22 protein-coding genes and 1 pseudogene are annotated in these 20,302 nt (G+C 39.0%); 14 read left to right on the forward strand and 9 right to left on the reverse strand.

Going from position 1 to position 20,302, the window contains the following annotated elements; all coding sequences use genetic code 11:
• The 5 genes and pseudogenes from ACE1TG_RS12810 to ACE1TG_RS12830 all read left to right on the forward strand — a co-directional run.
• Positions 1-377 (forward strand): annotated as a pseudogene (locus ACE1TG_RS12810) (hypothetical protein); the annotation flags it as partial.
• Between the two features lie 371 nt (positions 378-748).
• Complete coding sequence (locus ACE1TG_RS12815) at positions 749-4,147, forward strand: hypothetical protein (protein ID WP_375052783.1); 3,399 nt, start codon at positions 749-751, stop codon at positions 4,145-4,147.
• 22 nt (positions 4,148-4,169) lie between these two features.
• Complete coding sequence (locus ACE1TG_RS12820; protein WP_375052784.1) at positions 4,170-5,102, forward strand: fumarylacetoacetate hydrolase family protein; 933 nt, start codon at positions 4,170-4,172, stop codon at positions 5,100-5,102.
• A 75-nt stretch (positions 5,103-5,177) separates the two neighbouring features.
• Positions 5,178-5,732: a DJ-1/PfpI family protein gene (locus tag ACE1TG_RS12825; RefSeq protein WP_375052785.1), complete on the forward strand. Its 555-nt coding sequence runs from the start codon at positions 5,178-5,180 to the stop codon at positions 5,730-5,732.
• 111 nt (positions 5,733-5,843) lie between these two features.
• Positions 5,844-5,951: a YjcZ family sporulation protein gene (locus ACE1TG_RS12830; RefSeq protein ID WP_375052786.1), complete on the forward strand. Its 108-nt coding sequence runs from the start codon at positions 5,844-5,846 to the stop codon at positions 5,949-5,951.
• Between the two features lie 143 nt (positions 5,952-6,094).
• Here ACE1TG_RS12830 and ACE1TG_RS12835 read toward each other — a convergent pair whose 3' ends face one another.
• Entirely contained in the window at positions 6,095-7,168 is a 1,074-nt protein-coding gene (locus ACE1TG_RS12835) for a DUF3231 family protein (protein WP_375052787.1), read from the reverse strand.
• A 116-nt stretch (positions 7,169-7,284) separates the two neighbouring features.
• Between ACE1TG_RS12835 and ACE1TG_RS12840 the strand changes: the two genes are divergently transcribed.
• Positions 7,285-7,767, forward strand: coding sequence for a PaaI family thioesterase (locus ACE1TG_RS12840; RefSeq protein WP_375052788.1), 483 nt, complete (start codon positions 7,285-7,287; stop codon positions 7,765-7,767).
• A 361-nt stretch (positions 7,768-8,128) separates the two neighbouring features.
• Here ACE1TG_RS12840 and ACE1TG_RS12845 read toward each other — a convergent pair whose 3' ends face one another.
• From ACE1TG_RS12845 to ACE1TG_RS12855, 3 genes are all read right to left on the reverse strand, one after another.
• Positions 8,129-9,064: an aldo/keto reductase gene (locus tag ACE1TG_RS12845; protein ID WP_375052789.1), complete on the reverse strand. Its 936-nt coding sequence runs from the start codon at positions 9,062-9,064 to the stop codon at positions 8,129-8,131.
• Between the two features lie 49 nt (positions 9,065-9,113).
• Positions 9,114-9,554, reverse strand: coding sequence for a hypothetical protein (locus ACE1TG_RS12850; protein WP_375052790.1), 441 nt, complete (start codon positions 9,552-9,554; stop codon positions 9,114-9,116).
• Between the two features lie 95 nt (positions 9,555-9,649).
• Positions 9,650-10,066: a VOC family protein gene (locus ACE1TG_RS12855; protein WP_375052791.1), complete on the reverse strand. Its 417-nt coding sequence runs from the start codon at positions 10,064-10,066 to the stop codon at positions 9,650-9,652.
• A gap of 143 nt (positions 10,067-10,209) precedes the next feature.
• Here ACE1TG_RS12855 and ACE1TG_RS12860 point away from each other — a divergent pair, with 143 nt between their 5' ends.
• Genes ACE1TG_RS12860 through arsC form a run of 3 tightly spaced genes read left to right on the forward strand, consistent with a single transcriptional unit; the run spans position 10,210 to position 12,307 of the window.
• Entirely contained in the window at positions 10,210-10,554 is a 345-nt protein-coding gene (locus ACE1TG_RS12860) for an ArsR/SmtB family transcription factor (RefSeq protein WP_375052792.1), read from the forward strand.
• Between the two features lie 16 nt (positions 10,555-10,570).
• Positions 10,571-11,869, forward strand: a complete 1,299-nt coding sequence (locus ACE1TG_RS12865; RefSeq protein WP_375052793.1) for an arsenic transporter — start codon at positions 10,571-10,573, stop codon at positions 11,867-11,869.
• A gap of 18 nt (positions 11,870-11,887) precedes the next feature.
• A complete protein-coding gene (gene arsC, locus ACE1TG_RS12870; RefSeq protein WP_375052794.1) occupies positions 11,888-12,307 on the forward strand; it encodes an arsenate reductase (thioredoxin) in 420 nt (139 codons plus the stop codon).
• Between the two features lie 161 nt (positions 12,308-12,468).
• Here arsC and ACE1TG_RS12875 read toward each other — a convergent pair whose 3' ends face one another.
• Complete coding sequence (locus tag ACE1TG_RS12875; protein ID WP_375052795.1) at positions 12,469-14,004, reverse strand: glycoside hydrolase family 68 protein; 1,536 nt, start codon at positions 14,002-14,004, stop codon at positions 12,469-12,471.
• 288 nt (positions 14,005-14,292) lie between these two features.
• Positions 14,293-14,559 carry a hypothetical protein gene (locus ACE1TG_RS12880; RefSeq protein WP_375052796.1) on the reverse strand — a complete coding sequence of 89 codons (267 nt, stop codon included), beginning with the start codon at positions 14,557-14,559 and terminating at the stop codon, positions 14,293-14,295.
• Between the two features lie 170 nt (positions 14,560-14,729).
• Here ACE1TG_RS12880 and ACE1TG_RS12885 point away from each other — a divergent pair, with 170 nt between their 5' ends.
• The 3 genes from ACE1TG_RS12885 (at position 14,730) to ACE1TG_RS12895 (ending at position 16,038) form a co-directional block, all read left to right on the forward strand.
• Positions 14,730-15,302, forward strand: a complete 573-nt coding sequence (locus ACE1TG_RS12885; RefSeq protein WP_375052797.1) for a TetR/AcrR family transcriptional regulator — start codon at positions 14,730-14,732, stop codon at positions 15,300-15,302.
• Positions 15,303-15,373: 71 nt separating this feature from the next.
• Positions 15,374-15,724 (forward strand): DMT family transporter, encoded by a 351-nt coding sequence (locus ACE1TG_RS12890; RefSeq protein ID WP_375052798.1) that lies wholly within the window; start codon positions 15,374-15,376, stop codon positions 15,722-15,724.
• Positions 15,724-16,038: a DMT family transporter gene (locus ACE1TG_RS12895; RefSeq protein WP_375052799.1), complete on the forward strand. Its 315-nt coding sequence runs from the start codon at positions 15,724-15,726 to the stop codon at positions 16,036-16,038. Before ACE1TG_RS12890 ends, ACE1TG_RS12895 begins: the two co-directional genes overlap by 1 nt.
• 49 nt (positions 16,039-16,087) lie before the next feature.
• Here the strand turns inward: ACE1TG_RS12895 and ACE1TG_RS12900 are convergent, their stop codons facing one another.
• Together ACE1TG_RS12900 and ACE1TG_RS12905 are read right to left on the reverse strand one after the other, a co-directional pair.
• A complete protein-coding gene (locus ACE1TG_RS12900) occupies positions 16,088-17,149 on the reverse strand; it encodes an NAD(P)/FAD-dependent oxidoreductase (protein ID WP_375052800.1) in 1,062 nt (353 codons plus the stop codon).
• Positions 17,150-17,423: 274 nt separating this feature from the next.
• Positions 17,424-17,882 (reverse strand): DinB family protein, encoded by a 459-nt coding sequence (locus tag ACE1TG_RS12905; RefSeq protein ID WP_375052801.1) that lies wholly within the window; start codon positions 17,880-17,882, stop codon positions 17,424-17,426.
• 111 nt (positions 17,883-17,993) lie between these two features.
• Here ACE1TG_RS12905 and ACE1TG_RS12910 point away from each other — a divergent pair, with 111 nt between their 5' ends.
• A complete protein-coding gene (locus ACE1TG_RS12910) occupies positions 17,994-18,482 on the forward strand; it encodes a hypothetical protein (protein ID WP_375052802.1) in 489 nt (162 codons plus the stop codon).
• 142 nt (positions 18,483-18,624) lie between these two features.
• Here ACE1TG_RS12910 and ACE1TG_RS12915 read toward each other — a convergent pair whose 3' ends face one another.
• On the reverse strand, positions 18,625-19,038 hold the full coding sequence (locus tag ACE1TG_RS12915) for a DUF4395 domain-containing protein (protein ID WP_375052803.1): 414 nt from the start codon (positions 19,036-19,038) through the stop codon (positions 18,625-18,627).
• A gap of 172 nt (positions 19,039-19,210) precedes the next feature.
• Between ACE1TG_RS12915 and ACE1TG_RS12920 the strand changes: the two genes are divergently transcribed.
• On the forward strand, positions 19,211-20,227 hold the full coding sequence (locus ACE1TG_RS12920) for a DUF3231 family protein (protein ID WP_375052804.1): 1,017 nt from the start codon (positions 19,211-19,213) through the stop codon (positions 20,225-20,227).
• Positions 20,228-20,302 lie beyond the last annotated feature (75 nt).

A 20,302-nucleotide genomic window follows, 5' to 3' on the forward strand; every position in this document is an offset into this window, starting at 1 on the left:
GTATTTGGAATCAAATATTTTTTGCCATGACAGCGTATTGTCTGGCTTTATATGTCCAAATCACAGAGGAAACCAAAAAAAGTGCTTGGCAAACATTGGAGCTTCTCCGCATTTATGCCGAACGATCCTGGGAAGCATTCTGGAAAGCTATACACCGAAAGCCAAAAAGAAAATCGAAGGGAAGGCAGAAAAGCCATCTCCCACGAAGTCCGGTAAAGCAGAACGATGCTGGAGTTGCAGTCGTAAAGCCAATAGGAGAAAAAAACGTTCTAAAACAGCGAAATACTTTAAATAAATTTACCATTTTTTGGATAACACGGGCGAATTTACTGACCCTATTGAGTTTTTTGTTTTCAGAGATAAAATCCAGCTGGTAAAATTTAACATCCCTCATAAAATTGGAAAACCCTCTTAAATATCCACAACCTACTTATCACTTGTTAATACATTTGCAAGACTAGTGATCCTCATTCCGTTATTTGTCTTTTTAAACCTCCTATTCGATTGATTTGGTGCAAATAACGGAACGAGGATTCATTTCACCTCTGTTAGAGTGGTTTTTTACCCTTTTAGCGGAATGAGGATCCGCTTTACAGACGTGGATAATTATGACAGTTGTGTACTAATATATGGTATAATAATGTTTTAAATATTTTGATAAAAAAGTGGTGCAGAGAGGATTCTTCGTTACGCCAGGGAAGTTTTTACTTCTTGCAGCCAATTCCCCATTATAGATAGAGGTGGTATCTTGAACCATTCATACGCTCAACAGCGACAGAAGATCGTAGAAGAAGAGCTGAATAAGCTGGAAGAGAAACAATACATCAACAACGATACATATTTGGAAGTCTTGAAAGCTCATAGTCAGTATTATACTGATCAGAAGAACAAGCAACAGCTATCGGAACAGACTAAACAGCAATCAGTACCAAAAGCACCAAAGCCAAAAAAGGTCAAAAAAGTACTGTCTTCACAGGAAATCCGTGACCGCAATATTACCTGGTCTCTTGTTCTTGGGGTGGTTTTGCTGCTGATTGGAGGACTGGTTCTTGCTACAAGCACTTGGGATACGTTGACGGACTGGAAGAAAACGGGACTGATTGGCCTTGTGTCATTACTGTTTTTTGGTTTGGCATATTTTACAGCACGGATTTTAAAAATCGAAAAGACTGCATTTGCCTTTCATGTGCTTGGCAGTCTGTTTCTGCCGATTGTCATCTTGTCTATAGGCTATTTTGAGTTGTTTGGCCATTATTTTTCTTTTTCAGGTGAAGGACGTTTCCTATACGGAGCAGCTGGGAGCATGGTGATTCTGCCTGTTTACATACTTCTCTCTGTAAAGTTAGCATCTCGTTTATTTGTGTGGTTTTCTTTTGTAACGTTTACGGTATTTGCCGGGTTCCTTATAGCATCTTTAGAATTGCCAGTCGACGGGTTTTACTTGGGAATTATGGCATTTAATGCTTCACTAATCGCAGGTTACCACTATACAAGTAAGCAGGGACGTTATCAGTTGTTTACACAGGAATTTGTACGATACATTCAGGCGAGCTTAATATTATCTACCTTGCTCATGCTGGTATTTTATGAAAATGAGCTGATGTATAGCTTTAACCTGATGCTTACAGCGGTTATCTATTTTTCCATGATATTTGTTGCGAATCATAAAGAATATCACATCGTATTTAGTGCGATGTTAGTTTATGGTGCCTATCAATTGATTGAGTTCTCCGTATTGAATGAGGTTGGGGCAATTGTGTATGCGCTACTTGGGATTGTGTTTGCAGTGCTGCCGAATTTAATAAAGAATAGCAGTTCACTGCATAAAGCATTCCAGTATACGAGTGCAATCGTTTCTGCTGGTGCATTTCTTTTTATTAGTTTTGAAGGAATACTCATGCACATGAATGATCCATCTTTTGTTCTACTGATTGCGTACCTGATCATATCGTTGAATTTTACATATTTAACTTACAAGGTAAAACGGACACTGTTTTCCTATTTAAGTCCAGTATTTTTTACAGCTGCATTGTATGAAGTGATTTTACTTAGCCGCGACCTGTTTGGTTATGCGTACATAGGTCTGCCAATGTTTATTGCGGGTCTCTTCTTGTACATTGTTTTTGGTTGCTTCATCACGCTTGGTTTCTTTGAGCTGATTAAAAAGAGCTCCCGTGATATTGGTGGCGTTGTGATGGTACTTTCTATTCTGCTCAATTTAGGAATCGTCAGCTGGTGGCAGATAGGTACAATGTTTGTGCTGCTAGCTGTAGCTGCACTATTCATGGACCGATTTGAACAACGAGCCATTTTTAAAGATACTGCAAGTGCATCTTGGATTCATGCACTAGCAATAGGGTTGGCAGCCGTAGCGTATTTTACAAAGAGTCAACTTTCGGATGCTGCTTTTTTTGTGGATGCTGGGCATCTTGTGTTAGCGGGTATTATTGTCCTGATTGTAAGTATTATATGGAAAAGGAATAAAAAGAAGGCTTTTTATGATAGTTCGTTTTTTATTTCACAAGGATTTTACGCAATTGGATTGATTAGGACTTTTTTATATGACTTTGATGACAATTTTCGTGCATTGATTGTCCTTGGTGGAGTTGGAATGGTCTATTTGCTGTACAGAAAGACAAAGTGGATCGTCATGCCTTATCTGATCGGTGGAGTTTCGTTACTATTTTATTTCACCGTGTTATATGCAGTTCATACGCAATTTACTATCCAATCTGATCTGTATCAGTCAATGCAATTTGTTGTCGGATCACTTTTGCTTTTAGGTACTGGAATAATCATTGGAAACAAGGAACGCAAACTAGTGAAAGCCTTTTGGTGGATTGGACATATCTACTTGCCGTTCTCCTTATTAGTTACGTATATGTTTAATGGTGAGGAAGCAGTGTGGGCATTTCTTGTGGCTGCTGTGATTTATGGTGTAAGTGTTCTTAAAGTAAATCTTGGATGGAAGGTAAACACCTTTTTATACTCGGGTTTCACGTCATTGTGGATAGCCGTTAGTCTTGCAATGCTTTTGTTGGATTTAGATAATCATGTTCATTATGCCTTTTTAATTATAAGTGGAGCACTTGCTGTGGGGTGGTATCTCAGTAATGGAGCTTTTGGACGAAGAATTGCATTTTATATCGTTCCATTCTCTATGGTCGGAATCAGGGTTTTCACATCGATGGACCCGTTTGATCTGCTGCTATTCGTTGTTACAATGCTGTATGGAATTGGTCTGTTATGGATCTTGCATAAGGAAAAATGGGATGTTCTCAATGCAGTCCCCCTTCTCCTTCTTTATCAAGGGCTACTGTTATATAGCTTTGATCAACTGGAATGGGATTATTCAATGCAGGTTGCGGTGACAGGATTTGCGCTGATAGCATTGCTGGTTGGAAGGCAGTTTTATCAGTTGGTTTTTCAAGGTGCAAAAGAAAAAGGAGAGCTGCTGCGTATTGATTGGTATACATTGGTTGGCTTCATTGCGGCAGGCAGTTTATATCTTTGGGTGACAGAGGATTTATGGACAAAGCTGTTGCCGGGGCTATTGCTAGTTGGAAGCTTGTTGCTGCAGTATAATCGTATTCCTTTTGCAGCACCAAAATGGGTCATATTTGTTGCTTGTGCTTATTTACTGCAACCCTATTACACAGTATTAGTTAATAGCGGGCTGCCGGAACTGATAGAAAGGGAATTGTATGTTCTGCCGTGGATCGTTCTCGTTATTTTACTTAAAAAGGTTGCGGGTAAATCTTTAAAGACTCTCGTCAACAATGTTCAGTGGGGAGTCCTGATTATCGTTTCACTTCTTCTGATTCAGGATGGAATGGCAAGTTCAACGATTTACGACGCGTTGATTGTTGGGACACTCGCCCTTGTATCCATTATTGGTGGTATGGCCTATCAAATGAAGTCCTTTTTCTTTGTTGGAACAGGAGTCCTTTTATTAAATGTATTTCTGCAAACCAGACCATACTGGGGAAACCTGCCATGGTGGATGTACCTGCTTATTACAGGGTCCATATTAATTGCAGTTGCAAGTTACAATGAATGGCATAAGCAAAAGACATCAGATGGAAAAGAAACACTACTTTCTGTTTTCAATAAGAAAGTTATTCAACGGATTAAAAAATGGGATTAAAACTTTAAAAGGGGTGTTTATAATGAGATTAGTAAGCTATAAATTAAAAGGGAAACCAAGTTCATTGCGGGTGGGGTTTATGCTGGATGAGAAGGTAATTGACCTGCAGGAGGCCTATCGACAGGTGCTTCTTTCAAAGCAGGACAAGGATCTGAGTAATGCTATAGAAAACGTGCTTCCCTCTGATCCAACGCACTTTTTTGCTGCAGGAAATAGAACTATTGATAAAGCAAAAGAAGCGTATACGTATGCTCAGAAAAATAGCACGGAAGGATTCAGTCTATTATACGAGGAGGTATTACTATACACGCCTATTCCCGCACCAGCCAAAATTATTTGTGTAGGGAAGAATTATGCCGAGCATGCAGTTGAGATGCAGAGTGATGTTCCTCGGTTTCCTGTTCTTTTTGCAAAATTTTCAAGTGCGCTGATTGGACCTGAAGATGTGGTCGTAAAAAGGGATGTTACCGAAAAACTCGATTATGAAGCTGAATTGACAGTCGTTATTGGAAAAGAAGCATCACAAGTCAAAAAAGAAGATGCCCTTGATTACATTGCCGGTTACACGATTGGCAATGATATATCTGCACGTGATCTGCAAAAGCGAACACCACAGTGGCTCCAGGGGAAAACGCTGGATAAGAGTACTCCAGTTGGCCCATGGGTCGTTACAGCTGATGAGGTAGGGGATCCCGGTAACTTATCGATTCGTTCAACAGTGAATGGAGAGGAGCGCCAATCTTCCAATACAAGTAAGTTGATTTTTGATATTCCGTTTCTGATAGAATTTATTTCCAATCTTATTACATTAAAGCCGGGAGATATTATCCTGACCGGAACGCCAAATGGTGTTGGTATGGCGATGGACCCGCCGCAGTTCCTAAAAGACGGGGATGTCGTACAAATAGAAGTAGAAAAGATTGGTCAGCTGAAAAATAAAGTAATGGAACGGTAGATTTTAAAAGGATTAATCTTCTTTTAAAAGAATATATTTAAGTAAGTCTTAAATTCTATATGGGAGGTTATTTAAATGTCAAAAAAAGTCTTGATTATTGCTGGGGATGCAGTTGAATCGTTAGAAATCTATTATCCTTATTTTCGGTGTTTGGAGGAAGGCTATGATACAACGATTGCTGCGGGCTCAGCTAAAAAGCTGCATACTGTTGTCCATGACTTTGTCGGCTGGGAAACATACACAGAGAAGGAAGGCTATATGATTGATGCAACAGCCAGTTTTGATGAAATCAATCCTGAAGAATATGATGCATTAATAATTCCTGGTGGACGTGCCCCTGAGCATGTTCGCTTAAATGAGCATGTGCCAGCGATCGTGGGTCACTTTTTCGAGACAGAAAAACCGATTGCAGCAGTTTGTCATGCTAGTCTCGTGTTAACGACGGTCAGGGAACATCTGCAAGGGCGTGAAATGACAGCTTATATTGCCTGTAAGCCTGAAGTGGAGGCTGCTGGCTCAACTTATATTGAAGAGCCGCTGCACACAGATGGGAACTTAATTTCAGGACATGCTTGGCCAGACCTGCCTGGGTTGATGAAAGAGTTTGTTCGGCAAGTTAACCAGGAATAGTTAATAAGGGTAATAGCACAATTTAACATTAAACCTCCATACATGCCCTTACACAATAAGTTAGCTGTCATACTATAAATGTAATCCTAATCTTTAAGGAGGTATGACCGAATGAGCTATGGTGGTAGAAATGATTTTGCGTTAATTGTTGTACTCTTTATCTTGCTGATAATCGTTGGAGCAAGCGGATTTGTTCGTGGATTTGGCGGCGGATATTAAGAGAGCATAAGAATGCCGTTGTAATTTCCACTCATATCAGTGCGATCTAAAGCCTCATACGTGACGGGGCTTTGGACGCATTTTTAGCAGTTAAGAGATTGTTTTATATTGTATAAGCTCAATTGGCGATACGTAGTTTTCCATCACCTCTTTGACTGACTTCCTGGTGACATCTTGGAAAGTTTTTCACGGTCAGCGGCTGTTGGTGGCTCTTCTAACCAGCTATTATTTATGGTAAGACTTACTCCTTCATTCGCGTATTTGGCAATGCCTGCAGTAAGTGTAGCTAATTTTGCGTGAATGTCATGTCTCATAATTTTAGATACAGCTAATCCGTAGTATTGTAATCCAATAAAATTAGACATTGTTGTATGATAAAGCATTAATTTATCCGAAAACGGTGGTGTAGTTGACTCAGTAAGATGCGCATCCATAAGTTTTGGAGAAGGTAAGTTATCGTTTATAAGAAAAGATCCTAATTGCTTTATCTGTCTATCTGCTAATTTAGCACCATCATAGAAATATTTTCTTAATTTATCTGATGAAGCAACTTGGCTAAATCCGTGCATAAAGGTCTTACCAAGTGTGTTCGTGTTTATATTAACTTGCAGATGTTTAATTTCTATAGCGGTTAAAGGTCTGGTTTTACCTCCTATAGCTGAAACAAATGATTTTTTTTCTGTAAAATCAACCTTTGAAGGGTAGGGGATAGTAGGAGGAAGAATATCCATTCCTTTTGCAAGTAACAATTTAATCCCTCTTTCATAGGTCTTGATCGTATCTTGAATGCACATGTCGAAATATTTGATGATATCTTGTCTGGAAGAGCTTGAAAGCGCACCACCATAAGTTAGTAATCCTGCTCTTGTCATTTCTGTAATATAAAAAACCATAAACATATCACTAAACAACCGCGGAGCTTCCCTTCTAATATCCTGCTCTCCAAAACCGGCTGGGACAGGAATATTCTCCTTTGTATAGATTTCCTTAATCATAGTTATGTGTTTTTTGGAAATATCCAAGGCAAATTCAATATAATCCTTAACTTCCTCATCTTCAACTACTTCCAAGTGGTGTTCAAAAACACAACAGAACAAAGAATCTCCAAGGTAATTTTCAAAAAGGTCACCTAGTTCTGATGAAGCTAATTTTTTGTTTTGTTGATGCTCTTCCATACGTTTTATTGTATTTTCATTAAATGTTTCCCCTGATTCCATTTTAACCCTCCTTAACATATCTACTGAGGTTTAGTTTGTGTAATATATATTATTTTATTTATAAATTTTTTATTTAAATATCCATGCTATACTAGTAGAAAAAGGAGGAGAAGCGGATGATTCAGGTAATAGAAAACGCAATTCAAGATGAGTATCCGGATGATTTTTCCCATTGCTATGGATGCGGTCGACTTAATGAAAGTGGTCATCATTTTCGGACTGGGTGGCTTGGTGATGAAACGGTCACCATATATACGCCACGACCTGAGCATACGGCAATACCGGGATTTGTATATGGAGGGTTAATTGCATCGTTAATTGACTGTCATGGGACAGGTTCAGCGTCACTGGCCTTACACCGGAAGAATGGGTATGAACCTGGTGATGGTGCAGAACCACCACGTTTTGTAACTGCATCCCTCGAGGTGAAATTCGTCAAACCTACGCCAAATGATGTTCAATTAAAAGCAGTTGGGAAGGTAGAAGAGATACATCCAAAGAAGTTCAAGATACATACGGAGGTTTATGCAGGTGATATATGCTGTGTAAAAGGAGAAGTCGCTGCCGCACTAATGCCCGATACATTTGGTAAGCAATAATATTCTGTAAAGCCACTCCATTAGCGTAACGGGTTCACTTTTGGTAATAACATTAGAAATTACATAAGTAGCATACATTTCGCCCCTATTGATTTTTTAACAGGATGAGGATTCGGTTCACTGGTTTGGCGGATCCTCATTCCGTTATTTCCTTGAAAATCCTCATTTTAAGCTTAGGTTCGGATCCTCGTTCCGCTATTTGTCATTACTGCCTCAGGATTTGGCTGATTTTCTGCTTTTAGCGGAACGAGGATCCGTCTCACACATCCGAGAGCGCCTTTTCTGCTATTTAGCGGAACGAGGATTCACTACGACTCCTTGGCGAATCCTCGAAATAACGGATGGTGTCCGCCAGCTGAAGTCAATTATAAAGCGGATATAGTTCATCGATTAGTTGAATATCATCTGAAGAAAGTTTTACATCTGCTGCTTTTAAGTTATTTACTACTTGCTTGTAATTTCTCGCTCCTGGAATGACAGCGTCAATCTGATCACGGGATAAATAAAATGCCAGTACAACATGTAAAACGTCCACATTGTGTTTAGTAGCAATCTCCCGGATCTTTTCGACTTTTTCTAAATGGCGGGTATATGCAACACCTTGAAATTGGGGTCGTTTCTTTTGTGATTCAGAAAGGACCGTATCTTTTGTGTACTTTCCAGCTAACAGACCGGATGCTAAAGGGAAATATGGAACAAAGGATATTTCATTTTCCGAAAAGTATGGGAAAAGCTGACTTTCTGCTGAGCGATCAAGCAGATTATAGTTCCCTTGTACAACATCCAAGTAACCGTCCTGATTTGCATCCTTTAGCTGATCAATAGAAAAGTTGGAAACACCAATCGAGCGGATTTTTCCGGCTTCCTTTAGCCGACTTAGTGCACCGATAGCTTCGGATTTAGGTGTTTTATCATCAGGGAAATGAATATAAAACAAGTCGATAACATCTGTTTGCAGGCGCATGAGACTGTCTTCCACCGTCTGTTTTAAAAATTCGGGTGAATTATCGGTGATTATCTTATCGCCAGTGTACTTATGCGCTCCTTTTGTTGCTAGTACAACTTTATTTCTCGCGTTATTTTCTTTTAATGTTTTTCCGATAATTTCTTCAGAAAGCCCTTTACCATACATAAATGCAGTATCAATAAAATTCAAGCCGTTTACAATCGCTGAAGACACAATTTTACCGCCATATTCCGTATTCGATTCTTTATTTTCTTCCCCAATCTTGTTTGCTCCCAATCCAACCGGATGAATAAATAAACCTGTTTTTCCTAACTCGACTTTATTACCCATTGTAAACCACCTTTCTAGTGTTCCGTTTAGTTATGAAGAGCGCGCGGTTTTAGGTTTCGATGTAGCCTGGATCATTCTCATTGGTATCAATTTCACGATCAGTAGAGTGATTATCGGTTTCTTTTATGCTATATGTCCCTGCCACTATTAATAAAATACAAGGTATTACGTGAAAAAAATTAATAACTGCAATTCCTATGCCTGTCCATAAAAGCCACATTCCGGTCAGCCTGGACTCATTCTCCAGATTCTCTGGTGTTGATTTAACTAACGTAACGATGAAAAAGGAAATCGTTATGATACTTTGTATGAATGCAATAATTAACCCTGTTTTCATCGCTTTATCAGATAACTGAAAAGGAGTGGACTTTATGTCGCCTTCAATCCATCCTCCAATAAAGGATGTCCCATAGTAAACCCAGCTTACTGATCCAAGAATCCCTAGAATAGAGCCAATTAAAGCCATTAGATATATATAATTTTTGTTCAATTCAACATCCCTCCATATGTATCTACCCAATTTGTGTCCATACTAACAGTATACTAAACTTTGTAATTTTCTTACAATTGTTTTGGGGTAAATAATTAATGATTTGGGTAATCACAGTATTCGATTATTATTCCATCTGTGTCTGCTGGGTTCAAGTAAATTAGTCGTCTTCCATGCTTATTAGTGCGTAAGGAATCTTCCAGTACACGGATATCTCTGTTTCTGAGATCATCCAGTGCTTTATCAAGTTCACCGACATGATAGGCAATATGATGAACGCCTTTTCCTTTTTGTTTTAGAAAACGGGCAATAGGAGAGGTGGTGTTATTAGTTGGTGCCAGCAATTCGGTTCGAGCCCCACCAACTTCTAAAATTGCAATTTCACTTTCCACCCCTTGTGCATCGCTTTTATACCGGTCAATTAGTGATCCGCCTAATATAGTTTCATAGAAGTATATACTATCTTCTAAATTTCGAACGGCAATTCCAATGTGATCAAGCTTATAATCCATTACTATTCTCCTCTTGAAAATGATAGTATTATTTTAGCATATATAAGGCTGTGTAAATAAATACGTGTTCGGGATGGTCTTTTAGGTTGTATATATAAGTAAATTATTATATCGTTATATTCAGTTGTTAAGGGGGTGTTCCTTTGTTGAAAACAGAGATTGAAATAGATAGTGCTGCATTAATATTGAAGTTATTGGGTGATAAAACGCGGTTGACCATGGTGAAAATTCTTGATAATCATGACTGCTGTGTTTGTGAATTTGTTGAGATTTTTAATGCAAGTCAGCCATCTATTAGTCAACATCTTCGTAAACTGCGTGATGTGGGGTTGGTAAAAGAAGAAAGAAGAGGCCAATGGATTTTTTACTCGATCAATAAAAGTAATGATTATTATCCATTTGTTGGGCAGCTTCTAAATCAACTGCCTGACCAGGATTTCAGGTTAAAAGAATTAGAAGAACAAGGTACACGAATTACATGTTGTTAATTGGAGGGAACGTGGTTTGTTATCATCGGTTATACTAGCATCACTCATCTTTTTGGTGACGCTTGTTTTAGTTATTTGGCAGCCAAAAGGGTTATCAATTGGATGGTCCGCATGTGGCGGAGCTGTTTTAGCTTTACTAGCAGGAGTAGTTGGTTTTAGTGATGTAATAGAAGTTACACAAATAGTTTGGAACGCAACATTAGCATTTGTCGCTGTTATTCTTATTTCATTAATATTAGACGAAATCGGATTCTTTGAATGGGCCGCTCTTCATATGGCAAGGGCCGCAAATGGCAACGGGGTCAAGATGTTCGTTTATGTCAGTTTGTTAGGCGCAATTGTTGCTGCACTTTTCGCGAATGATGGGGCAGCTCTAATCCTGACACCAATTGTTTTAGCAATGGTCCGTAATTTAAATTTCCAGGAAAAAATGATATTTCCGTTTATTATGGCTAGTGGTTTTATTGCAGACACAACATCATTACCGTTTATTGTAAGTAATTTAGTGAACATTGTGTCAGCAGATTTCTTTAATATTGGATTTGTGGAGTATGCTTCCAGAATGATCATCCCAAACTTATTCTCACTGACTGCGACTATTGTAGTATTATTAATTTATTTCAGAAAGAATATCCCGGATAAATACGATCTGTCACAATTGAGAGAACCAGTTGAAGCGATAAAAGATCAAAAGATGTTTCGGTTGTCATGGTATGTTCTTGGTGTTTTGCTGATTGGTTATTTTGTCAGTGAGTTTATTAATCTGCCTGTCTCGATTGTTGCTGGTGTAATTGCCATCTTCTTTATGCTAATGGCCAGAAGAAGTAAGGCGGTTAATACAACATCAGTAGTTAAAGGCGCACCCTGGGATATCGTTTTTTTCTCAATTGGTATGTATGTTGTTGTGTACGGATTAAGAAATGCAGGGCTTACTGATTTATTAGCTCAGGCGCTTCAGGCATGTGCTGAACAAGGTTTATTTTCAGCTACCATTTCAATGGGCTTTATTGCTGCTATCCTGTCATCCATAATGAACAATATGCCAACCGTGATGATTGATGCGCTGGCAATTGCTGAAACGAGTACTTCCGGTGTAATGCGTGAAGCACTTATATACGCGAACGTCATTGGTTCTGACCTAGGGCCGAAGATTACACCGATTGGTTCTCTGGCAACGTTGTTATGGCTGCATGTTTTGTCCCAAAAGGGAGTCAAAATCTCATGGGGAACATACTTTAAAACGGGAATTATTTTAACCATTCCAATTCTGCTGGTAACCTTAGTAGGACTATATTTAACGTTATTGATATTTTAATGAGGAGCGTGAGCCACTATGTCTAACAAAACGATTTACTTCCTATGCACTGGAAATTCATGCAGAAGCCAAATGGCAGAAGGCTGGGCAAAAAAGTTTTTAGGCGAAGAATGGGATGTGAAGAGTGCAGGAATTGAAGCACATGGATTAAATCCAAAAGCAGTTAAAGCAATGAATGAGGTGGATATCGATATTTCAGATCAGGAATCAGAAATTATTGATACGGATGTTTTAAATAATGCTGCGATAGCTATCACGCTTTGTGGAGATGCTGCAGATAAATGCCCAATGACCCCACCTCATGTTAAGCGAGAGCACTGGGGATTTGATGATCCGGCAAAAGCAGAAGGAACAGAAGCGGAACAATGGCAGGTTTTTCAGCGTGTCCGCGACCAAATTGGCGAGCGGGTTAAACGTTTTGCCGATACAGGTGAATGATAATTGTCATGAAATGTAACCTTGAAATTTTAACACATATAAAAGACTCTGCTTCTAACATAAAGCAGAGTCTTTTTAAGCAGTTAATTCGTACTACTACCACCGTATTATTAGTTACAAATTTTATGGTGGTTGGAATTTGAAAGATAGTGAATTTTACATCAGTGGCTTCGCTTAGAATCATGATAAGGGTTTTTGCAATGGCAGTGTTTATTTCTGCAAGAGTTTGAACCTTCATAATCAGGAGAATGATCATTTTGATGATGAGAATCGCAACCACAGCTACAACCAGTATTAGTATTGTGGTGCTTTTTGGACTGTTTACATTTAGGTCTAAATGGAGCATCTTCTGTTTCAGATTCCATTATTAAGCCCTGTTCTAATTCGTTTACAATATCTGTCTCTAGTCCATTTACCTGGAGTTGCAATGTAGGAGCAAGTACGCCTCCAAAGTGATTAAAAATATATTGGTCCGGCTGATTTGCAACCTCGTCGAGTGTCAGGCCCTCTAGATTAAAGTAGTTTACAAAACTTTCAACAGAAAAATCAGGTAGTACTATCCAAGAGTATGCCTGGAATGGCTGTTCAGGTGGGTTGGCAATTACAAGTCCCCCTTCATTTAATGGAACATAATCCCCGAATAAATCATTTGCAGCAAATCCAAATAAACCATCAGGTCCATCCAAACCAGGAGCAAAGGTAAATTGGTGGCTAACAATAAATAAATAGTAACGCCCATTACGATATACAATATGCGGTCGTTCTAACTGCTGATTTACGCATTCTGCTTCCAAAATTGCTGGAAGTAACTCCCATTCTGTATAGTCATCGTCACGTAATAAAGCAATCCCCACGTTCCCGTTGAATTGAGCAGCGCCGTTTGGAACGTCATTTCCGCTGCGGTAGTCACCGTCTCCAATGTTTTCTGGTTCGCATTCGCGGACAGTTGGCAGGATGGCGGTATTTCCTTCAAATAATAAATATTCACAGCCACTTTCCGGATCTTTATAATACCATGGGTCACGGAAAGAATAGATTATCCCTTCTCCAGATTGTTCTTGCGTCTGATAGAATTCTCCGTCAGGTACAAGTATAATGACGTGTTCACCCCAGTTTTCAAATTCAACTCCATCAAGATTAGAAAGTACATCGCCTTGAGCAAATGCCATCCGTTGCTCGTAAGAAATTGTTGACTCTCCTCTGCGCCCAGTAGCTGTATAGAAGAAGTAGATTACATCGTCTTTTACAAAAGCAGAACCAGCCCATTGACGAGATCCAAGGGTGTCTCCAGCTGGGAAAACTCTTCCTCCTGGGATCCAATCCTGACCATCCCGTGAATAGAAATACCTAATTGTTGCAATGTCATGGCGTTTTCCAGGTAAAACACTTCTTGGAGCAGTAAGCGAGAATATTACTCTCCAGCCACCAGGTAAAACGGCGATAGAACCATCTTGTTCTCTTAGTGGCCAAGTATCCCACACCCATAAATCGGGGGCAGTATTCTCCAAATCATCGAAGTCAATTACTGGAGCAGCGGTATCTGAATTTATTCGAATTCGATCCGCCTGCTGCCGTGTCCAACTTGCAGGTTCACGGTCAAATCCACCACTCTCTTCTAAGCAACATGTAAACATCCGATCTTGAGCTTCGTGATGCTTGTTGCAATGTTTACAGTAATCATGATTTTCTTGTCTCATAGTTTCTGCATACTTCCTTTCTATTTATATATTTTAGTTGAGATACCAAATCTGGTACTCACAATAGAATATGTAAGAAAGGAAAGCCCGTAAAGGACTAACTTACAGGTGTAAATAACTCAATTTTATATAATCAGAGGTTCTTACAAGATAAGTTAAAGAATGGTATAGAAAACTAGTTTTTAAAGATATAACTGAGGTGTTTCGTGAAAGAGAACTAGTAGATTCAGCCATGTTTCTTGGCTAAGCGCAAAAGCAGTATGTCCAAGATGACAAAAGGGATGTTAGTTACATTCTTGTGATAACCTTCTGCCGGAAAATCTCACTTGTCAGCATCATTTCCACCTGTCTGCCCCAAGTGTTTACCGCCTCAATGGTGGTGTTTTCCTGGATGGCAAGTTCACTCACTGTCATACCGCCAATAATGTGATAATACATCCAGTTCCATTGATTTAGCGTCAGACTTGCTCTGAGCTGGTACCATAAACCTGGATCATGTAAGATGACAGGCAGTGACACGAATGTGTGGGATGTTTTTTCGAATAGTAGTTTCATATTATTTCCTCCCTAGTAATTGTATTCACAATTACTATCGTTGGAGAGGGGTGGTTAGGTGGCATTGAAATTAAAAAAATTAAAAATGTTATGCCTGAAATATAAATTTGACAAAAATGAAAGTAAATCGTAAAATGAATGATAGTCAGTCACCGACGGAGGGCTCATAAATGGATAATAAAAAAGAGAGTATTATACAATCAGCTATCGAGGTCTTTCGTGAGAAAGGTGTAGAGAAGACGAAGGTATCAGATATCGTTAAAGGCGCCGGCATTGCTCAAGGCACCTTTTATTTATATTTTTCCTCTAAACTATCTGTAATGCTATCAATTGCGGAAGTTTTGACAGAAAAAATACTCACAAAAATAAATGACAATGTTCAGGATGACTCACCATTTCCTGAAAAATTGGAGGTAGCAATTGATATCGTTTTTGACGTGACCAATGAATACCGTGATCTGTTTGCTTTAACCTATGCAGGACTTGCGTCAACCGAGTATTTGAAGGAATGGGAAACGATATATGAACCATATTATGAATGGTTAAGTAAACAGCTGCAAAAAGCACAAGTGGATGGTGTCGTTCGGGAGTCATTACACCCGCAGCGCACAGCAGAGATATTAATCGGATTAATTGAAGCAGCAGCAGAACAGTCCTATATGTATGGTGATGAAGATGAGAAGGTTGCTGATCTAAAGAAAAAAGAAGTTTTGGAATTTGCGGGGCATGCGCTCGGACTCTAATCGGGTGCAATGTCCTTTTACTCTCTTTTTCGGTAAAAATGACTGAACGTCAGTCAAAAAAGGAGGTGCTCATGATGAATAAGGGATGGATCTATGTATTATTAACATGCTTATTTGAGATGCTCTGGGTACTTGGGTTTAATTTTTCTGTAAGCTGGTGGCAGTGGGGATTGGTAGTTATTGTAATTATAATGGATTTTCAATTCCTAAGAAAAGCTTGTGAAGCACTGCCGACTGGTACTGTTTATGCGATATTTGCATCAACGGGTACAATTGGAACAGCTTTAATGGACGTGTACTTGTTTAATGGCAGTTTAAATTTAGGAAAAATATTCTTCATCATGCTCCTGATTGCAGGTGTAGTAGGGTTGAAACTTGCAGATACGAAAGATGAAAAACGTTCTAAAGGAGGGACTCACTGATGGGTATAATCTTAGTATTGTTAGCTTCTGCTTTTGAAATTAGTGGTGTCATTGGTTTGAAGTTGTTTAGTCAAAAGAGCACTTTTCGAAATGGGATTTTGTATATTGGCGGATTCAGCACATCGCTAGGAGTTCTTTTACTTTCCTTCTCGTTTTTACAAGTAAGTGTTGCCTACGCCATGTGGGTAGGTCTAGGCACTGCTGGTGCGGTATTGGTAAATATGCTTTTCTTTGGGGAATCCAAGAGCCTATCTCGTATTGTAAGTCTTGCTGCCATTATTATTGGTGTGGTTGGATTGAAGGCATTATCTTAAACAAAAATAAACCAATCGAACATGAAAGCTCGATTGGTTTATCATTAGTTTAGTGTCGTTTATTCAGCCACAGGATACCGGATTTTGCAACACGTGGTAAATAACCGGTTACTGATTGTGACATCATTTCTCCAAAGCCTTCAGAGCTTCCGAGAGAACCGAGCGTTCCTTTAAGCTTGAGTTTTTTTGGCTTTTTCGGTTCGTTCCCTCTGAATACATCCATTAAGACTTCCACAATCTGTTCACCTTGCTGGCGTGCAAGCTGGGCACTCGGGGAGTGTTCGGAAGACGCGCAATCGCCTACTACATATGTGTTTGGTTGTTCAGGCACCTGATAAAAGTCATTTATAATAATCTTTTCCTGATCATCCTTTGTAAAAGGCAATTCACGTGCCAGATAATTAGGCCGTACGCCTGCAGTCCAGATGGTAACATCATTGACGAAGCAAACACCATTGTTGCATACACCATCTTTTTCCACGTACTCAACGTTAGCGCCATGTACTATTTCAACGTCATTTTTCAGAAACCAGTCTTCTACATAGTTTTGAATCTTTGTATCAAATGCTTTTAATACTGTGTTACCTCGGTCAAGCAGTCGGATGTTCAGGTCTGGTCTGCTTTCACGTATTTCAGCTGCTGCTTCAATCCCACTCAAGCCTGCACCAACGATCGTAGCTTTACCATAGGCTTTCAAATTGCCAATAGACATTCCAGTATGGCGGGAGCGGCCAATTGTCTGGATGCTTTCCGTGAACTCTGCTGCTCCTTCTATTCCATGGTAGTTGTCTTCACAGCCAAGCCCAATCACAAGATAGTCATATGCTACCGGCTCACTTCTTTGCTCGAATAGTATTTGCTGGTTTTCTGTATCTATTTTACTGACTTCAGCATAGACATAATCCACTTTTTCATGGTCTGGGAAATCGATACGGACATCCTTATCAGCGGATGTCCCTGCTGCTATTGTATAAAATTCTGTTTTAACTGAGTGGTAAGGGTTGCGATCGATAACGGTAATCCGCACATCCTCAGGCAGGTTCTGATCAATTAAACCTAATACAATATTAACTCCACCATAGCCGCCACCTAAAATGACTAAATTTTTCATAGTAAAAACCCCTTATGTACGTATAAATACTTCTATTATTAAGATTACCAAAAGATGTGCCTGAAAACTAGGAAAAGCATGGAATTGTTGTTTTTTGTGTGTTAATGATACATACAGGTCAGGAGGATTCACCTTCAACAACAGCATGAAGCGAAATCAACTTTTCCGGCGTCACCTGTAATTATCCGTGGATTTTTTAGTTATGTCCCGGCCGCTTTTAGCAGAAATGAAAGTATAAATACTCTATATCGCATAAGCGCAACCTGGTTGGAAGCTATTTATTCTCAATGACTCTTTTCATTGCATGAATTTGCCCTAGATGATTGGCCTCATGATATGTTGTCATAACTGCCAATTCACCATATGTTTCATTGCCCATCATTGGTTTTGGCAGTGTTTCATTGAATTTTTCCGGTGGTATTTCTTTAATGCGAACGAGCTGATCCGTTAATTGACTTATTAATTCCTCGACTGATGGAACATCATCTGACCAATCGGCAGGCTTCGTCCCATAGGCAAACAGTTCTTTGTAATGGGAAGGAAGGTGCTGGGATTTAGTTGGGAAACCAAATAGAACTTGTTCTGTTACCGTTAGTACGTGACCGATATGCCAATGAATCGTGTTATTGAAACCAGCAGGCTGAATAGCTGTAAGGTCCTTATCCAAGCCATCTATTTTCTTTAAAAAAGCATTTCTGGTTTTGTCAAACTGCGTATACATTAAATCATTCATGTACGTGTCCTCCTCTGTTTTTGTTAACTCAACTATAACAATTTGTTATTGATTTCTAAAATCTGAAACATTGCTAAGATGAATCCGTATTAAATTAAAGAGAGGTGACTTATGGAATTTAACTATGATAATCAGGAAAAATGGATAAAAAACGGGTTAGCTTCATTTGGTGGTGCAATTCTATTTTTACTTATTATAACTTTTGAAATTTATATGAAAGGATATATAGACAAGGTAATGCTTATTATTGAATTTGTGCCTGTCATCGCAGGGGTAGTTCAAGGGTTTTTGTTTATGACCAGGTCTGAGAAGGACTATATTCGAATTGAGGATGAAGTGATGTCTATTCATCGAGGGACTTTCCTGCCAAGAAAGAAGGTGTTTTTTGATGAAATTAGAAGATATGTTCAATATGATACACTTTTCATCCTTAAATTAGAAGACGATAGAGAAGCCCAGTTTAATATGGACTGGCTATCAAAAGAAGATGTTGGTGAAATCAGGGACTGTCTTAGTGATAAAAATATCCCTGCCATACACAGCAGGGATACGTCGATTAATATTCTTTTTAGGATGCCAGTCTGCTTCCTCTTTTGGTAACAGATCCAGACAAGACCACATACCACAGAAGTCATCACCCAGACCGAAATGAGCCTTGGAATACTGATATATTGTGCCATCATCTTTCTTTTCTAAAATTGATACCCCAGGCTGTGGCGAACCTGGTTTCAGGCAGTACAGTTTATGAATGTGCTTTTGATCGTTTATATTTCCACATCATGTACCGGTAGCGAATCGTGCAGCCGATACAATACCCCATTAGTGCAACTCCTGAAGCAGCTAACACCATCAAGCTGAATATGGACCCAAGTATAGTTAGATTAACATAAAAGAATGTAATGGAGAGACCTAAGCAAACTGTTGCGATCCATTGGTTAAAAAGCTGCTGATCCTTATCTTCTTGTCTGTATTTCTCAAAAGGCTTGCGTAAAAATCGTTTACTGAATGAAATAATAGGATTTTGTTTTGTAAGCAAAGTGTATATACCAACAGTAAATGGTATGAGTAAAATTGCTGGGTGAAAAAGAAGTCCCGATAAAACAAAAATTACAATAAATGACTGATTTACCTGAACAAGTGGCTTTGGAATAGACATGTTCATCCCCTTCCTCGTTAATTCTTATTATACACAGTAGTTTACTCAGAATAAAGGGATTTGTGTTTGATTTGGTGTTTTGTTCTATGGAAAAACCTTTCAAGGTAATAATTTTTACTAATTGGGTAAGATAATTATTAATAAGGGATCGGTTTGAAAGGAAGGGATAAAATTGACTGAAGAACATGTACCTTTAGTGTCCTCTGAGCTTGCAAGTCTTTGGATTGTCTATCAAAAGAAAACCATGATGCTATGCGTTATTGGACATTTTTTATCGAAAAACGAAGAGCCAGAAGCAACTGAGATGTTACAGGCGTTTCAAGACAAAGAATTACGTTTTGTGAATGAAATAAGCGGAATACTTCGGCAGGAAGGTGCGGCGGTACCAGTTGGATTCACAGAAAATGATGTCAATTATAATGCACCAGTATTGTATGGTGACTTTTTTGATATCATGTATTTACGTACCATGATGAAATTAGCCTCTGGTATTCACGCATTACATATGTCGTTGAGTTACCGGAAAGATATAATGGACTTGTACAAAAGGTGCACAGCATTTGCGGAGGATTATTACGAAAAGACGACAGCTTATTTATCCAAAAAAGGGGTGCTCCCAAAATCTCCGGCAGTAACGCTTCCCAATCATGTGGAATTTACAACAGATAAAGATTACCGTTCAGGATTTAAGTTGAATGGAAGCAGAAGAGTATTAAACACTGTAGAAGTTGCTTATATTTATCAGGGGATTGAATCGAATGTTGCCGGGATGAAGTTAATGACTGGATTTGCTCAAGTGGCTAAGGAAGAAGAGGCTATGAAGTATTTTTTTCGTGGAAAAGAGCTGACCAAAAAGCTGATAACAAAGTTCAGTGAAATATTAATGGATAGTGATATTAACGTTCCGACTACTTCAGCCGGAGTGGTTACAGACTCAACAATATCCCCTTTTTCGGATAAGCTTATGATGTATAATACCTCCTTGTTAAGTACCTTTGGATTAGGCAGTAGTGCATTAGGCACATCCTTTAGCCTTAGGAATGATTTGCCACTGAAATTGTTCATGTCAGCTAAGGACATTTTCAATTTTGCAAGTGATGGAGGAAATATCATGATTAAACACGGCTGGACAGAAGAACCGCCTCAAATGAATGATAGAACCGAATTATCAAAGAAGCAGAGTAAATAAATCTATCCTTATTAAAAATCACGTTCATGCAGAGCGTGTTTTTTTGTTGAGTTTATGTGGCCTAGACTTTCCTCT

This window comes from Virgibacillus sp. JSM 102003, assembly GCF_041949995.1.
Lineage (GTDB): Bacteria > Bacillota > Bacilli > Bacillales > Amphibacillaceae > Lentibacillus.

What these genes read in the sequence shown, in the direction of transcription:
- ACE1TG_RS12820 (WP_375052784.1), top strand. Translation starts at nt 4,170, where the DNA reads ATGAGATTAGTAAGCTATAAATTAAAAGGGAAACCAAGTTCATTGCGG.
- ACE1TG_RS12825 (WP_375052785.1), top strand. Translation starts at nt 5,178, where the DNA reads ATGTCAAAAAAAGTCTTGATTATTGCTGGGGATGCAGTTGAATCGTTA.
- ACE1TG_RS12830 (WP_375052786.1), top strand. Translation starts at nt 5,844, where the DNA reads ATGAGCTATGGTGGTAGAAATGATTTTGCGTTAATTGTTGTACTCTTT.
- ACE1TG_RS12835 (WP_375052787.1), bottom strand. Translation starts at nt 7,168, where the DNA reads ATGGAATCAGGGGAAACATTTAATGAAAATACAATAAAACGTATGGAA.
- ACE1TG_RS12840 (WP_375052788.1), top strand. Translation starts at nt 7,285, where the DNA reads ATGATTCAGGTAATAGAAAACGCAATTCAAGATGAGTATCCGGATGAT.
- ACE1TG_RS12845 (WP_375052789.1), bottom strand. Translation starts at nt 9,064, where the DNA reads ATGGGTAATAAAGTCGAGTTAGGAAAAACAGGTTTATTTATTCATCCG.
- ACE1TG_RS12855 (WP_375052791.1), bottom strand. Translation starts at nt 10,066, where the DNA reads ATGGATTATAAGCTTGATCACATTGGAATTGCCGTTCGAAATTTAGAA.
- arsC (WP_375052794.1), top strand. Translation starts at nt 11,888, where the DNA reads ATGTCTAACAAAACGATTTACTTCCTATGCACTGGAAATTCATGCAGA.
- ACE1TG_RS12875 (WP_375052795.1), bottom strand. Translation starts at nt 14,004, where the DNA reads ATGAGACAAGAAAATCATGATTACTGTAAACATTGCAACAAGCATCAC.
- ACE1TG_RS12880 (WP_375052796.1), bottom strand. Translation starts at nt 14,559, where the DNA reads ATGAAACTACTATTCGAAAAAACATCCCACACATTCGTGTCACTGCCT.
- ACE1TG_RS12885 (WP_375052797.1), top strand. Translation starts at nt 14,730, where the DNA reads ATGGATAATAAAAAAGAGAGTATTATACAATCAGCTATCGAGGTCTTT.
- ACE1TG_RS12890 (WP_375052798.1), top strand. Translation starts at nt 15,374, where the DNA reads ATGATGAATAAGGGATGGATCTATGTATTATTAACATGCTTATTTGAG.
- ACE1TG_RS12895 (WP_375052799.1), top strand. Translation starts at nt 15,724, where the DNA reads ATGGGTATAATCTTAGTATTGTTAGCTTCTGCTTTTGAAATTAGTGGT.
- ACE1TG_RS12900 (WP_375052800.1), bottom strand. Translation starts at nt 17,149, where the DNA reads ATGAAAAATTTAGTCATTTTAGGTGGCGGCTATGGTGGAGTTAATATT.
- ACE1TG_RS12905 (WP_375052801.1), bottom strand. Translation starts at nt 17,882, where the DNA reads ATGAATGATTTAATGTATACGCAGTTTGACAAAACCAGAAATGCTTTT.
- ACE1TG_RS12910 (WP_375052802.1), top strand. Translation starts at nt 17,994, where the DNA reads ATGGAATTTAACTATGATAATCAGGAAAAATGGATAAAAAACGGGTTA.
- ACE1TG_RS12915 (WP_375052803.1), bottom strand. Translation starts at nt 19,038, where the DNA reads ATGTCTATTCCAAAGCCACTTGTTCAGGTAAATCAGTCATTTATTGTA.